Here is a 13796-nt window from a genome sequence, read left to right as displayed (position 1 = left end):
CCTGCGCGCAGACGACGCGGGCGGCCCGTCCGGCGGCGAGCCTGGAAGGGTCGAGCAAAAGGAAAGAGGAGACAACCGTGATCGTCACCCTGATCATCGCCTGCGAGGTGGGCTTCTGGGTGCTGCTGGCCGCCGGTCTGGCCCTGCGCTACCTCGCGCGCAGACCCCGGCTGGGCGCCGCCGTCCTGCTGCTCGAACCGCTGCTGGAGCTGGTCCTGCTCGTGGTGACCACCCTGGACCTGCGCAACGGCGCCGAACCGGACTGGAAGCACGGCCTGGCCGCCCTCTACCTGGGCTACACCGTCGCCTACGGGCACTACACCGTCAAATGGCTGGACGGCCATGCCGCGCACCGCTTCGCCGGCGGCCCCCAGCCGCCCGGGGCCGGCTACGGCGCGGCCCGGGCCGCCCACGAGTGGAAGCTGGTGGTCCGTACGGCGATCGCCGCCGGGGTCGCCTGGGCCCTGCTCCAGGGCGCCGTCTGGTACGTGGGCGACGCCGGCGACACCAGCTCGCTGACCTCCTGGCAGTACGCCGCGCTCCGGGTCCTGGGCATCCACGCGGCCATCGCGGTCTGCTACACGATCTGGCCGAAAAAGGCCCCTGCGGACGCCAAGGCCGCCACCATCCGCTAGCGCTCGCCGCCCGGCACCCACAGCACGTCCCCGACCTCCTTGTTGGCCGTACGGGCCAGGATGAACAGGAGGTCGGAAAGACGGTTGAGATAGGTGGCGGTGAGCGGGTTCATCGTCTCCCCGTGCACCTCCAGGGCGGCCCAGGTGGACCGCTCGGCCCGCCGGACCACCGTGCACGCCTGGTGCAGCAGGGCCGCTCCCGGGGTGCCGCCGGGCAGGATGAAGCTGCGCAGCTTCTCCAGCCGCTCGTTGAAGCGGTCGCAGTCCGCCTCCAGCTTGTCCACGTAGAACTGCTCCACCCGCAGCGGCGGGTACTCCGGGGACTCCACCACCGGGGTGCACAGGTCCGCGCCGACGTCGAAGAGGTCGTTCTGCACGCGGACCAGCACCGCCGCCACCTCTTCGGGCAGCTGCCCGAGGGCGATCGCCGTACCGATGGCCGCGTTCGCCTCGTTGGCGTCGGCGTAGGCCGAGATCCGCAGATCGGTCTTGGCGGTCCGGCTCATGTCGCCGAGGGCGGTCGTGCCCTTGTCGCCGGTACGGGTGTAGATGCGCGTCAGGTTCACCATGCGGCCAGCGTAGACACCCGCCGGGGTGAACTGGGCGGCCCCCGCCGCCCGGTGGGCCGTCCCGGTGTGATGTCCGTCATCTGAGACGTGACGCGTGTTACTTCACGGTCACACGGCCCGGCCCGTTCGCTACTCTCCGCCGGAGACGCAACGACGACTAGGGGTGTGCTGTGGCTGGGAAGCTTGCCGTCATCGGGGCCGGGCTGATGGGTTCGGGGATCGCTCAGGTGTCCGCTCAGGCGGGCTGGGACGTCGTGCTGCGCGATGTCACCGACGCCGCCCTCACCCGTGGCACCGACGGCATCAAGGCCTCCTTCGACCGCTTCGTCGCCAAGGGCAGGCTGACGGCCGAGGAGGCCGAGGCCGCCCTGGGCCGGATCACCACCAGCACCGAACTGGAGGCCGCCGCCGACGCCGACATCGTCGTCGAGGCCGTCTTCGAGAAGCTGGAGGTCAAGCACGAGATCTTCCGCGCCCTCGACAAGCTGGTCCGCGAGGACACCGTGCTCGCCTCCAACACCTCCGCCATCCCGATCACCAAGATCGCGGCCGTGACGGAGCGTCCGGAGCGGGTGGTCGGCGCGCACTTCTTCTCGCCCGTCCCGATGATGCAGCTCTGCGAACTGGTCCGCGGCTACAAGACCAGCGACGAGACCCTCGCCACCACCCGGGCCTTCGCCGAGTCCGTCGGCAAGACCTGCATCGTGGTCAACCGTGACGTCGCCGGTTTCGTGACGACCCGTCTGATCTCCGCGCTGGTCGTCGAGGCGGCGAAGCTGTACGAATCGGGCGTGGCCTCCGCCGAGGACATCGACATCGCCTGCAAGCTGGGCTTCGGTCACGCGATGGGCCCGCTGGCCACCGCCGACCTGACCGGCGTGGACATCCTGCTGCACGCCACGTCCAACATCTACACCGAATGCCAGGACGAGAAGTTCGCGCCGCCGGAGCTGATGCGCCGCATGGTGGACGCGGGCGACATCGGCCGCAAGAGCGGCCAGGGCTTCTACAAGCACTGAGCGCCGGTACGGGGCGCACGGGCGGGCGGACCTCTGTTCGGTTCCCTTCACCCCCCGGGGTGAATTAGGTATCGGTTCGCTCACGGTCGGCAACTTCCCTGCCCGTGCGGCAGTCAGTTGCAGTGAGAGTTGCACGCGTACGCAGTCTTGCCGGGGAGCACACATGCACATCAGGGGCGACCACGCCCAACTCGCTGTCGGGGGCCGCCTCGACGTGCGCAGCGCGGCGGACGCCCGGACGGCCCTGCACTCCGCCCTCGACGACGGCGCCGGGGACCTCGTCCTCGACCTCACGGCGCTCGACTCCTGGGACGCGACCGGACTCGGCGTCATCATGGGCGCCCACCGGCGGGCCGGCCGGAGCGGCCGGCGGCTGGTGCTCCGCGGGGTCCCGGCGCAGATGCAGCGGCTGCTGGTGGCCACCCGGCTGCACCGGATCCTCGCCATCGAGGGCGGCCTCGAAGCGGAATCCCTGCCCCGCGCCTGAACCCCCTCCGGAGCCCGGCCCCGGCTCCCGGACCGGACCCCGTGCCGAGCCCGGACCGGAGCCCGGCCCGGGCGAAACGTAACGGTCCGGTGGTGATGGCCACCCTGCGGTTCCCGGTGTAACGCCCACCGTCTAGGTTTGGGCCGCACGACGCGATCGGGGGGCTGGGGCATGGACCGCACACAGGGACACGGCAGCGAGGAACCGGCGGCCGGTCCGGGAAGCGGTCCGGCCGGGCCGCCGTCCGCCGTGCCCGCCCCGCCGGACGACGCGTCGGGGCCGGCGCCCGGAGCCGAGGTTCCCGGACCCGGCGGCGGGCCCGCACGGGTGGTCCGGCTCATCGCCGGGGGCTTCTCCCTCACCGTGAACCCGGTGGACGGCAGCGAGATAGAACCGCACCGCCCCGCCACCGACCGCACCCCCGGCACCGACCGCACCGCCGCCGACGGGACCGCCGCGGAACCGGTCGCCCGGCGCACCGCCGAGGCCCGGGCCGCCCGTACCGCCGCCGCCCGGCCGCCGGTCCCGCCGGGCCCCGCCCTGCCCGCGCTCCCGCTGCTGGAACGCGAGGAGGAACGCGAACGCCTGGTCCGGCTGCTCGGCCGGGGCCGCTCCGTCCGCCTCACCGGCCCGTCCGGCTCCGGCCGCACCCGGCTGCTCGACACCATCGCCGAGGACTGCGCCGGTCTGGCCCCCGACGGGGTCGTCCGCCTCTCCGGCCAGCGGCAGAGCACCACCGAACTCCTGCACTCCCTCTACGCCCACGTCTACCGCGCCGACCAGCTCCGGCCCGGCCGCGAGGAACTCCTGGCCCGGGTCCGGGAGATAGGCGCGGTCGTGCTCGTCGACGACCTCGACTTCGGCGGCACGGCCCTCGACGAACTGCTCCGCGCCACCCCCGAGTGCGCCTTCCTGCTGGCCGCCACCCCCGACACCCCCGCCCCCTCCGAGGACTCCCATCTGGAGGAGGTCTTCCTGGCCGGCCTCGGCCGGGCCGGCTGCCTGGAACTCCTCGCCGCCGCCACCGGACGGCCCCTCACCGAAGCCGAGACCGCCTGGGCGGGCGATCTGCGGTTCGCCTCGGAAGGGCTGCCGCTCCGCTTCGTCCAGGCCGCCGCCCTGCTCCGGCAGTGCGACGAGCTCAACCGCCGGGCGGCGCGCACGGAGGAGGACGAGGAGGAACCCGGAGTCTTCGAGGAGCGGCCCCGCGACCCGGCGGAGGTCCCGCTGCCCACCCTCGCCGAGGCCGCCGCCCCGGCCGAACTGCTGGCCGCCCGGGCCGGCGAGGCCGCCCGCGCCGCCCTCCGCCTCGCCTGCGCCCTCGGCGGCGAGATGCCGCACCACGCGCACCTGCCCGCCCTGGTCGGCGACACCCACGCGGACACCGCCGTCGGAGAACTCCTCGCCTGCGGACTGCTCACCCCGGCCGGACCGCGCTACCGGCTGGCCGCCGGAGTGGCCCGGCAGCTCGCCGAGGCGGGCTGGGAGCCCGCCGAGGAGGCCCGTACGGCCGCCCGGCACTACGCCTGGTGGACCGGACACGCCTCGGTCACCCCGGACCGGGTCGCCGCCGAGGCCGACGCCGTCCTGGCCGCCCTGGCCGGCGCGGACGTGGTCGCCGGGGTGATGCTGGCCCGCACGGCCGCCCCCGCGTTCGCCGCCTCCCTCCACTGGGGCGCCTGGGAACGGGTGCTCCGGGCCGGATCGGAGGCCGCCCGCACGGCCGGCGAGGTCGCCGAACAGGCCTACTTCCACCACGAACTGGGAGTCCTCGCACTCTGCGGCGGCCGGCTGGACCGGGCCCGCGCCGAGCTGGAGGCCTCCATCGGGCTGCGCGGCGCCCTGGCCGACAAGCACGGCACGGTCGCGGGCCGGCGCGCCCTGGCACTGGTGACCGACCGGGAGCGCGGCGGCGCCGAGCTCTCCCCGCCGCTCCGGCTGGAAGCACCCGCCACCGGGCCCGCCGGCGCACCGGCCACCGGCCCCACCGCCGCGGCCGGACCCGTCGGGGCGGACGCCGCCGCCGCACCCGCCGATCCGGCACCGGCCGACGCCCTCCCGGGACGGGAGGCCGAGGGCCGGGCGGCCCGGACCACCCGGCTGCCCGCCGCCACCCCGCCGCCGTCCACCGCCCGCCCGGGCACCCCGGCCGGCAGCGGCGGCACCCCGGCGGGCTGGCCCGCCGGCTGGCCGGACCCCGCGGAAGAGCCCGCGCCCGCACGGTCCCCGGCGGCCGACGCCGCGGGGACCCGCGCCGAACCGGGCCGCACCGGCCCGGCGGCCGGACCGAAGACGGGCTGGCCGGTGGTGCCGCGGCCCGCGAGCGGGGGAGCGGGCGGCGGCGAGGCCGTCACACAGATCGTGCCGCTGATGAGCTCGGCGGTACCCGCGGCGGCGGTGGCCAAGGCCGAGGACGAGGTCCGTATCGGTCCGCCCGGCGGACCCGGCGCCCCCGGGCCCGCCGGTGCGGCCCGCGGTCGCGGAAGCCGCCGGGACCCGGTGGTGCTGGCCGGCGCGGCCGTGCTCGTGGTGGCGCTGCTGGGCACCGCCGCCAGCCTGATGCTCACCTCCGGCGACGGCGGCTCACCGGGCCCGCGGCCCGGCACCGGCACCTCCGCCACGCTGTCCCCGGGCGGCGGCTGGACCGATCCCGGTCCCGAGCCCTCCGAGGGGACCGAGGGCACCCCCACCGACTCCGGTTCCGGCTCGGCCTCGGCCTCGCCGAGCGACAGCGGCAGCCCCTCGGCCTCGGGGTCGCCGTCCGGCAGCCCGTCCGCGACCCGGTCCCCGTCCGGCAGTCCGCTGCCCAGCCCTTCGCGGTCCACCTCACCGCGGCCGTCCCCGGGCGAGTCCGGTTCGCAGTCCCCGTCCCCGAGCCTGACCCCGAGCCCGTCGGAGTCGGAGCCCACGGAGTCCCCGGAGCCGCCGACCACGCCCGTCGCCACCCCGACGGAGACCGCACCGGCCACCGGCGGGGAGTCGGACACCACCGGCTAGACGGCCCGGACCGGAAGGCCGCCCGGACCCGGCCTCAGAACAGGCGGAGCTTGTCGTCCTCGATGCCGCGCATCGCGTCGTAGTCGAGGACCACGCAGTCCATCCCGCGGTCCCCGGCCAGCACCCGCGCCTGCGGCTTGATCTCCTGGGCGGCGAACACGCCCCGGACCGGGGCCAGATGCGGGTCCCGGTTCAGCAGTTCCAGATAGCGGGTGAGCTGTTCCACCCCGTCGATCTCGCCGCGCCGCTTGATCTCCACGGCCACGGTGGCGCCGGAGGCGTCACGGCACAGGATGTCCACCGGGCCGATCGCCGTCATGTACTCGCGGCGGATCAGGGTGTAGCCCTCGCCCAGGGTCTCGATGCGGTCCGCGAGGAGCTCCTGGAGGTGCGCCTCCACCCCGTCCTTGATCAGGCCCGGGTCCACGCCCAGCTCGTGGGAGGAGTCGTGGAGGACTTCTTCCATCGTGATGATGAGCTTCTCGCCCGCTTTGTTGACGACGGTCCAGACGCCGGCCTCATCGCCCTTCCCCTCCTTGAGGGTGCACGGCGGCGACATCCAGTTGAGGGGTTTGTACGCCCGGTCGTCCGCGTGGATGGAGACGCTCCCGTCCGCCTTCACGAGGATCAGACGGGGCGCGGAGGGCAGATGGGCGGTGAGCCGGCCCGCATAGTCGACGGAGCAGCGGGCAATGACGAGACGCATGGTCGGCAACGCTACTCGACGGAGCGGCCCGCACGCGATTCGCCCCCGAAAGCCCCCTTCGCGGATGGCGCGTTGTATGCGCATTCTCCTGGTGCGCACCCCATGGGACGCCTACCGTGGTGAGCAGGAGGTTGCCGAACGCGCACACTGCGTTGCCGCGCGTCGCGGTCCTCTTTCCCTGCCCGTAAGACTCCGGTCACCGAAACGGCCGGGGTCGCGAGAGGAGAACCCATGTCGCTCGACGTCTCACCGGCCCTACTCGAACAGGCCGAGCGAGGCGAGGTCGACGAAGCCGCCTTCGTCGACTGCGTCCGGACCTCCCTGCCCTACGCCTGGGAGATGGTCAGCTCGCTGGTGGCCCAGCTGAAGGTCGACGGCGGAGAGTTCGCCGACAACCAGACGCCGCCGCCGGACGAGCAGGCGCGCGGCCAGCTGCTGCGCGCGCTCGCGAGTGACGCGATACGTGGTGCGCTGCAGCGGCACTTCGGGGTGCGGCTCGCCTTCCAGAACTGTCACCGGGTGGCGGTGTTCCCGCTGGACGCCGCCTCCGACGACCGCCACGCCAAGTTCACGTCGATCCGGGGGCAGCTGCTGAACCAGTCCCCGGAACTCCGGGACTGCTAGCCGCCCACGGGTCCCGAGGCTCTTGCGTCGTCGCTCCGGATCTCAGGGGGGTGTGGACCGCACCGGAGCGGCGGCCGCGGCTCGGGCCGTGCCGTGGTTCAGGCCGTGCCGAGGCGTTCAGGCCGTGCCGAGGCGGGGCAGGACCTCGGCGCCCAGCCGCCGGATGTTCTCCTCTGTTCCGGCGAGGTCGCCGGAACCCTCGGTGAGCAGGGCGAAGCGGGTGATCCCGGTCCGTTCGGCGGTGGCCGCCAGCCGGTCCGCGGCGAGCTCCGGGGTGCCGACCGGGTGCAGCGCGCACAGCAGTTCCGTGTACGCCACCGGGTCCCGCATCGCGCGCTGCCGGCCGTCCACGGTCACATGGGCGTCCAGGCCGGTGCGCAGCCAGCCCGGCATGGCCTTGAGCAGGGTCTCCCGGGCCTCCTCGGTGCGGTCCGCCAGCTGGCAGACGCCCGCCGAGACGTGGCCGGCCCGCCGGACGGACTCCTCGTCGTGGCCGGCCGCCCGGGCGGTCTCCCGCCAGAGCGCGACCATGGCGGCCTTGTCCTCGTCCCCGCAGTGCATGCCCAGCAGCATCGGGAGTCCGCGGGCGCCGGCCAGCCGGACCGAGCCGGGGGAGGTGCACGCGACGATCACTTCCGGACGACTCCCGTCCGCGCTGAGGGACTCCGCGGGGCTGGGCACCACGGGCACCTCGCGGAACCGGTAGCGCTCCCCGTCCGCGCCCACGGCGGGCTCGGCGAGCCAGCGCCGGAGCAGGTCCAGGGCCTCCGGGAAGGACTCCTCGTACGCCTCCAGGCCGCCGCCGAACACCTCCAGGTCCACCCAGGGCCCGCCCCGGCCGACCCCCAGGCTGAACCGGCCGCCGGAGGTCAGGTGGAGCAGCGCGGTCTGCTCCGCGAGGGCCACCGGGTGGGTGTTGGGCAGCACGCTCACCGCGGTGCCCACCCGCAGCCGGCGGGTCCGGCCCAGCAGCAGGGCCGCCAGGGTCACCGCGGACGGGCACACCCCGTAGGGCACGAAATGATGTTCGGCGAGCCAGACCGAGTCCAGCCCGGCCTCCTCCGCCACCTCCGCGGACCGCACCGCGCGGTGCAGTGCCTCCCCCTGCCCCTGGCCCGGGAACTGGGCCGCCAGTACAAACGCTCCTACGCGCATCGCCCTCTGCCTCCTCGCGGCTGACGCGGGTTCCCCCTCCCTGGCAACAACGTCTGACACGTGCCAAAGGCACGGCCTGGCAGGAAGGTTATTGAGATTGTCGGTTCGGTCAGCGGGGGTTCCACACCCTTGTGGACACTTTGGGGCCCGGCCACCCCGCTCCGCGTAGTCTGGAGGAAAGTCCCGTCCGCACGCTGCTTCGTGAGGTATACGTGTCACCGCGCAACAACCGCCCCAGGGGCGGCGAGAACCCTGCCGACGGCCCCCGCGGCGAGCTCGGCCGCTTCGGGCTGGAGAACAGCGAGGAGTGGCAGGGCGAGAACTGGAAGATCAGACACGTGGCCGGCGCCAGCACGGTCGGCAAACGGTACCGCTGCCCGGGCTGCGACCAGGAGATCCCCTCCGGCACCCCGCACCTGGTGGCCTGGCCGGAGTACGGCGGGGTGGACGACCGCCGGCACTGGCACAAGGCCTGCTGGAACGCCAAGGACCGCCGCACCACCAAGGTGCAGCGGTCCCGGAACGCGCCCCGGCACTGACGCCGGGCGGGGCGGTCAGACGTCCCGGCGGCCCACCACCACGTACGAGGCGGCCACCGCGGCCGCCGCCACCAGGCTGACCAGCCCCAGCTGGGCCAGGTCGCCGGGCATCGGCTTGCCGTCCAGCTCCCCGTTGGCCCCGAACAGCTGGATCAGGGCGACCGGCGAGCTGTAGTTGACCAGGGTCGCGCCCAGGGAGGCGGTGGCGTCCCAGGCGGAGAGCATGGCGCCCAGGATCGGCGGCACCGTCCCCGCGGCGAGCATCACGGCGATCCCGCCGGCCGAGTGCCGCAGCAGTGCGCCGACGGCCACCGACAGCACCCCGAGCATGGTGACGTAGAAGCTGCCGCCGAACACCCCGAACCACTCGCTCGCGGAGTGCACCCCGGAGCCGGGGCCCGAGTGCATCAGGGCGGACCAGAAGCCGACCAGGGCCACCGAGCCGAGCACGGTGGCGAACGCCACCGCGGCGAACACCAGGTACTTGGCGGTCAGCACCCGGTAGCGGTCGGGGGCCGCGGTCAGGGTGGAGCGGATCAGCCCGGTGCCGTACTCGGGGCAGATGGTCAGCACCCCGAGCACGATCACCGACACCTGCCCGACCATCAGCCCGAACATGGCGGGCGCGGTGAACGGCATCTGCTCGTAGTCCATGGCCCGGGTCTGCACCACGGCGATCCCGCCGATGCCCACGACCAGCACCACCAGCGAGGCCAGGGTGAGCACGGTGGAGCGGACCGAGATCAGCTTGGTCCACTCCGAGGCCAGCGCGTGCGCCAGGCTGGGCCGGGGGGCCGGCAGCTGGGAGCGGTAGGGGACCCGCCGGTCCTGGGTGGCGGTGTCCGCCGGGCGGCCGGTCATCTGCTGTCCTTCGCGGGGGTCGCGGGGGTCGGGGTCTCGGTCGCGGTCCCGGAGGCACCCGGGGTGCCGGAGCCGCCCGAGCCGCCCGGGGTGCCCGCCAGCTCGCCGGGACTGCCCGGCATCAGGAAGGGCGCGGCGGCCGCGCCGGGCGGCGGCGGGGCGAAGAAGTTCGCCGCGGCGGTGGCCGGCAGCTCCGCCGCCGTACCGTCCTGCCAGGGCGGCAGGGCCAGCGGATCCTCCGCGAGGAGCTCGGCCCGCGGGTCGTCGGTGGAGGTGTACTCCACGGCCCCCTGGGTCAGCCGCATGTACGCCTCCTCCAGGGAGGCCCGGTGCGGGGACAGCTCCCAGAGCCGGATCCCGGCCGCGTGCGCCAGGTCGGAGACCCGGGGCAGCTCCAGCCCGGTCACCCGCAGCGCCCCGTCCGGCTCCTGGAGCACCCGGCCGCCCGCCTCTTCGAGCGCGGTGGCCAGCACCTGCCGGTCGCCGGGGTCGGTGCCGGCGGTCCGGACCCGAGCGAATCCGGCCGAATTGTGGGCGATGAACTCCTGCACGCCCATGTCGGCCAGCAGCCGGCCGCGGCCGATCACGATCAGCTGGTCGGCGGTCAGCGCCATCTCGCTCATCAGGTGTGAGGAGACGAACACGGTCCGGCCCTCGGCGGCCAGCTGCTTCATCAGATTGCGGACCCAGAGGATGCCCTCCGGGTCGAGGCCGTTGACCGGCTCGTCGAACAGCAGCACCTGCGGGTCGCCGAGCAGGGCGGCGGCGATGCCCAGGCGCTGCCCCATGCCCAGGGAGAAGCCCTTGGTGCGCTGCCGGGCGACCTCCTGGAGGCCCACCACCCCGAGGACCTCGTCCACCCGCCGCTCCGGGATGCCGGAGAGCTGGGCCAGGGCGAGGAGGTGGCTGCGGGCCCGCCGGCCGCCGTGCACGGCCTTGGCGTCGAGCAGGGCGCCGACGTTCCGCTGGGCGTGCGGCAGCTCCCGGAACGGGTGGCCGTTGATCGTCACCCGGCCGGAGGTGGGCCGGTCCAGGCCCAGGATCAGTCGCATGGTGGTGGACTTGCCGGACCCGTTGGGGCCCAGGAAGCCGGTCACCTGACCCGGCCTGACCTGGAAGGACAGCTGGTCGACGGCTGTCTTCGCGCCGAAGCGCTTGGTCAGTCCGACTGCCTCGATCATGCTCTGCCCCTTGCCGGCCGGGCGGCTCTCACCCGAGTAAGGCTTAAGAGGATATCGAGTGCCGTGCGGTTCCGTCCCGGACCGGATCCCGGAGGTATCCCTGAGACACCCCTGAGACCGGCCCGGACCAGGGGTTCCTCAGGCGTCCCGCTTCCGCAGCACCAGCAGTCCGCCGAGCACGGCCGCGATCACCCAGAGCAGCATGATCCCGAGCCCGCCCCAGGGACCGTAGGGGGTCTCGACGGACCCGAAGGCCTCGGGCACGACCAGCATGATCCGCGAGCCCGCGTTGCTGGGCAGGTACTGGCCGACGGTCCGGGTCGCCTCGAAGCCCGCGAGGACGTTCGAGAGGATCAGGAAGAACGGGATCAGGATGCTGATCGCGGCGATGGAGCTGCGCAGGATGGCGGCCACGCCCATGCAGAACAGCGCGAGCAGCGCCATGTAGAGGCCGGCGCCGACCACGGCGCGCAGCACGTTCTCCTCGCCGAGGCCGATCCCGTCGTCACCGAGCAGGGCCTGGGTGAGGAAGAAGGACACGAAGCTGGTCAGCAGGCCGACGGCCAGGGCCAGCCCGGTGGCCACGGCCAGCTTGCCGAGCAGGAAGGTGCTGCGGTTGGGCACCGCGGCCAGCGAGGTGCGGATCATGCCGGTGCTGTACTCGGTGCTCACCACCAGCACACCGAAGACGATGATCGCCAGCTGGCCGAACTGCATGGAGCTGAAGCTCAGCGCGGTGGGGTCGAAGCCCTCCGTGGCCTTCGGGTCGATGGTGGCGCTGAACAGCGCGGAGAAGCCCACGGTGACGAGGAAGACGAGGGCCAGGCTCCAGCTGGTGGAGGAGACCGTGCGGATCTTGGTCCACTCGGACTTGAGGACGGCGGTCATGCTCATGGTCACTCGCCGCCCTTGCGGGTCGCGTCGAAGCCGGCGCCCCAGGCGGGGACGTCGGCGGGGCGGGCCGGGTTGTCGGCCGCCGTGCCGGGGCGCGGTGCGCCGCCGGATCCGGGGGCGTGGGCGTGGTACTCGACCGCGTCCGCCGTCATGCGCATGAACGCTTCCTCCAGTGAGGCCCGTTGCGGGCTCAGTTCGTGGAGCACGATCTGGTGCCGTGCCGCCAGCTCACCGAGCTGTTCGGCGGTCGACCCGTCGATCTCCAGGGTCCCGGTGCCGGGAACGCTGATGGCCTGAATTCCTTCGTCGTTCAAGACGTCCAGCAGACGTTCCTGCTGCGGCGAGCGCAGTCGGACGAAACTCCGCGAGTTCTGCTGGATGAAATCCGACATCGAGGTGTCGGCGAGCAGCCGACCCTGTCCGATCACGATCAAATGCTCGGCGGTCAGTGCCATTTCGCTCATCAGATGGGAGGAAACGAAGATCGTCCTGCCCTCTGCCGCCAGCGCTTTCATCAGATTCCGGATCCAGAGAATTCCCTCCGGGTCCAGACCGTTGACGGGTTCGTCGAACATCAGGACCTCGGGGTCGCCGAGCAGCGCGGCGGCGATGCCGAGCCGCTGGCCCATGCCCAGCGAGAAGCCCTTCGACTTCTTCTTCGCCACGGCCGTCAGTCCGACCAGGTCCAGCACCTCGCCGACCCGGCTCTGCGGAATCCGGTTCGACTGGGCGAGGCACAGAAGGTTGTTGTAGGCGCTGCGGCCGCCGTGCATGGCCTTGGCGTCGAGGAGTGCTCCGATGTACTTCAGCGGCTCCGGCAGGTCCCGGTAGTGCTTGCCGTCGATCCTGACCGTGCCACTGGTCGGGTTGTCGAGGTCGAGCATCATGCGCATGGTCGTGGACTTCCCGGCCCCGTTGGGGCCGAGGAAGCCGGTGACCACCCCCGGTCTGACCTGGAAGCTGAGGTTGTCGACAGCAGTCTTCGCGCCGAATCGTTTGGTAAGTCCCTCAAGCTCGATCATGCGGTTCACGCTAGAACGGCCGAAGGCCCCGCGCCACCGTGAAACGGTGGGACGGGGCCTTCGAGACCGAGCTGTGGCCCGGCGGCCTGATGCGGCGGCCTGGTTCAGCGGGTCTGCTGGGCCGGCACGCCGCGGGTGACGGGCTCGTCGTCCATCACCGGGGTGGCCGCGGCCACGGCCGCGCCGGTCAGCGTGGCCAGCATCTCGCGGACGTTGGTCAGCTGGGCGTTGATGGAGTCGCGGCGGTTGGTGAGCGCCGCCAGCTCGCGCTCGGACTCGCTGCGGATCCGGTCGGCCTTGGCGTTGGCGTCGGCCACGATGTCCTCGGCCTGGCGCTGCGCGGTCTCCACGGTCTGGCGGGCCCGGCGCTCGGCGTCGGTGCGGAGCTTCTCGGCCTCCAGGCGGAGCTGCTCGGCCCGGTGCTCGATCTCGGCGAGGCGCTTCTCGGCCTTGGCCTGACGGCCGGCCAGGTCGCGCTCGGACTGCTCGCGGCGCTTGGCCAGGTTGGTCTCGAAGTCCGCGGCGGCCTGGGCGGCCTTGGCGCGGGTCTCCTCGAACAGGGCGTCGGCCTCCTCGCGCTTGGAGGCCGCGTCCTTCTGGGCCTCGGCGCGCAGGGTGGTGGCGTCGCCCTTGGCCTTCTCGACGATGCGGACGCCCTCGTCCTCCGCCTTCGACTTGCGGTCGGAGGCGAACGACTCGGCGTCGTTGCGCACCTGCTGGGCCGCCGACTCGGCCAGCTCGCGGTGCTGCTCGGCCGCGCGACGGGCCTCCTCGCGCAGGTCCTTCGCCTCCTCCTCGGCCAGCCGCAGGATCTTCTCGACGCGCGCGCCGAGCCCTGCGTACGAGGGCTCGGCGTCGTTGACCTGGGCCTGCGCGTTCTGCGTTTCGAGGTGGAGTTCCTCGATGCGCTTCTCCAGGGAGTTGATACGTCCGAGGGCGCTGTCACGGTCGGCGACGAGCTTGGTAATGCGGTCGTCCACCTGACCGCGGTCGTAACCACGCCGCACGAGCTCGAAGCCGAAGGGGGAGGATGTGTCGCTCATGGGGTTCCTGTCGAATGAGACCGATGAGGTGCTACGTGAGGTGTTAAGGGGAATCCTAGGCGCC

At 73.1% G+C, this 13796-nt stretch carries 14 protein-coding genes; 6 read left to right on the top strand and 8 right to left on the bottom strand.

Annotated features, from left to right (window positions below; genetic code table 11):
• Positions 1 to 77 precede the first annotated feature (77 nt).
• Positions 78 to 635: a hypothetical protein gene (locus ACZ50K_RS07895; protein WP_468898911.1), complete on the top strand. Its 558-nt coding sequence runs from the start codon at positions 78 to 80 to the stop codon at positions 633 to 635.
• On the opposite strand, the gene ACZ50K_RS07890 is transcribed toward ACZ50K_RS07895, so the two are convergent.
• The gene (locus tag ACZ50K_RS07890) at positions 632 to 1204 is read right to left on the bottom strand and encodes a cob(I)yrinic acid a,c-diamide adenosyltransferase (RefSeq protein ID WP_468898909.1); all 573 of its coding nucleotides are present in this window, start codon (positions 1202 to 1204) and stop codon (positions 632 to 634) included. The genes ACZ50K_RS07895 and ACZ50K_RS07890 overlap by 4 nt on opposite strands.
• Positions 1205 to 1374: 170 nt before the next feature.
• Here ACZ50K_RS07890 and ACZ50K_RS07885 point away from each other — a divergent pair, with 170 nt between their 5' ends.
• From ACZ50K_RS07885 to ACZ50K_RS07875, 3 genes are all read left to right on the top strand, one after another.
• Positions 1375 to 2223, top strand: coding sequence for a 3-hydroxyacyl-CoA dehydrogenase family protein (locus ACZ50K_RS07885; RefSeq protein WP_468898907.1), 849 nt, complete (start codon positions 1375 to 1377; stop codon positions 2221 to 2223).
• A 163-nt stretch (positions 2224 to 2386) separates the two neighbouring features.
• Entirely contained in the window at positions 2387 to 2710 is a 324-nt protein-coding gene (locus ACZ50K_RS07880) for an STAS domain-containing protein (protein ID WP_468898904.1), read from the top strand.
• 171 nt (positions 2711 to 2881) lie between these two features.
• On the top strand, positions 2882 to 5707 hold the full coding sequence (locus tag ACZ50K_RS07875) for a P-loop NTPase family protein (RefSeq protein WP_468898901.1): 2826 nt from the start codon (positions 2882 to 2884) through the stop codon (positions 5705 to 5707).
• 34 nt (positions 5708 to 5741) lie between these two features.
• Here the strand turns inward: ACZ50K_RS07875 and nucS are convergent, their stop codons facing one another.
• Positions 5742 to 6413 (bottom strand): endonuclease NucS, encoded by a 672-nt coding sequence (nucS, locus tag ACZ50K_RS07870; RefSeq protein WP_468898899.1) that lies wholly within the window; start codon positions 6411 to 6413, stop codon positions 5742 to 5744.
• A 231-nt stretch (positions 6414 to 6644) separates the two neighbouring features.
• Between nucS and ACZ50K_RS07865 the strand changes: the two genes are divergently transcribed.
• Positions 6645 to 7037: an SCO5389 family protein gene (locus tag ACZ50K_RS07865; protein ID WP_468898896.1), complete on the top strand. Its 393-nt coding sequence runs from the start codon at positions 6645 to 6647 to the stop codon at positions 7035 to 7037.
• Positions 7038 to 7154: 117 nt separating this feature from the next.
• Here the strand turns inward: ACZ50K_RS07865 and ACZ50K_RS07860 are convergent, their stop codons facing one another.
• On the bottom strand, positions 7155 to 8192 hold the full coding sequence (locus tag ACZ50K_RS07860; RefSeq protein ID WP_468898893.1) for an LLM class flavin-dependent oxidoreductase: 1038 nt from the start codon (positions 8190 to 8192) through the stop codon (positions 7155 to 7157).
• 212 nt (positions 8193 to 8404) lie between these two features.
• Between ACZ50K_RS07860 and ACZ50K_RS07855 the strand changes: the two genes are divergently transcribed.
• A complete protein-coding gene (locus tag ACZ50K_RS07855) occupies positions 8405 to 8731 on the top strand; it encodes an ATP/GTP-binding protein (RefSeq protein ID WP_468898891.1) in 327 nt (108 codons plus the stop codon).
• Between the two features lie 15 nt (positions 8732 to 8746).
• Here the strand turns inward: ACZ50K_RS07855 and ACZ50K_RS07850 are convergent, their stop codons facing one another.
• The 5 genes from ACZ50K_RS07850 to ACZ50K_RS07830 all read right to left on the bottom strand — a co-directional run bounded on the left by ACZ50K_RS07850 (position 8747) and on the right by ACZ50K_RS07830 (position 13732).
• Positions 8747 to 9592, bottom strand: a complete 846-nt coding sequence (locus tag ACZ50K_RS07850) for an ABC transporter permease (protein ID WP_468898888.1) — start codon at positions 9590 to 9592, stop codon at positions 8747 to 8749.
• A complete protein-coding gene (locus tag ACZ50K_RS07845; protein WP_468898886.1) occupies positions 9589 to 10773 on the bottom strand; it encodes an ABC transporter ATP-binding protein in 1185 nt (394 codons plus the stop codon). Before ACZ50K_RS07845 ends, ACZ50K_RS07850 begins: the two co-directional genes overlap by 4 nt.
• A gap of 138 nt (positions 10774 to 10911) precedes the next feature.
• Entirely contained in the window at positions 10912 to 11667 is a 756-nt protein-coding gene (locus ACZ50K_RS07840; RefSeq protein WP_468898883.1) for an ABC transporter permease, read from the bottom strand.
• Between the two features lie 2 nt (positions 11668 to 11669).
• Positions 11670 to 12689 carry an ABC transporter ATP-binding protein gene (locus ACZ50K_RS07835; RefSeq protein ID WP_468898881.1) on the bottom strand — a complete coding sequence of 340 codons (1020 nt, stop codon included), beginning with the start codon at positions 12687 to 12689 and terminating at the stop codon, positions 11670 to 11672.
• Between the two features lie 104 nt (positions 12690 to 12793).
• Complete coding sequence (locus tag ACZ50K_RS07830; protein ID WP_468898878.1) at positions 12794 to 13732, bottom strand: cellulose-binding protein; 939 nt, start codon at positions 13730 to 13732, stop codon at positions 12794 to 12796.
• Positions 13733 to 13796: the final 64 nt, after the last annotated feature.

The sequence above is a fragment of the Streptomyces sp. NPDC033845 genome (assembly GCF_055576225.1).
Note: the sequence above shows the minus strand (reverse complement) of the source record. Positions and strands in the feature narration are given on the sequence as shown.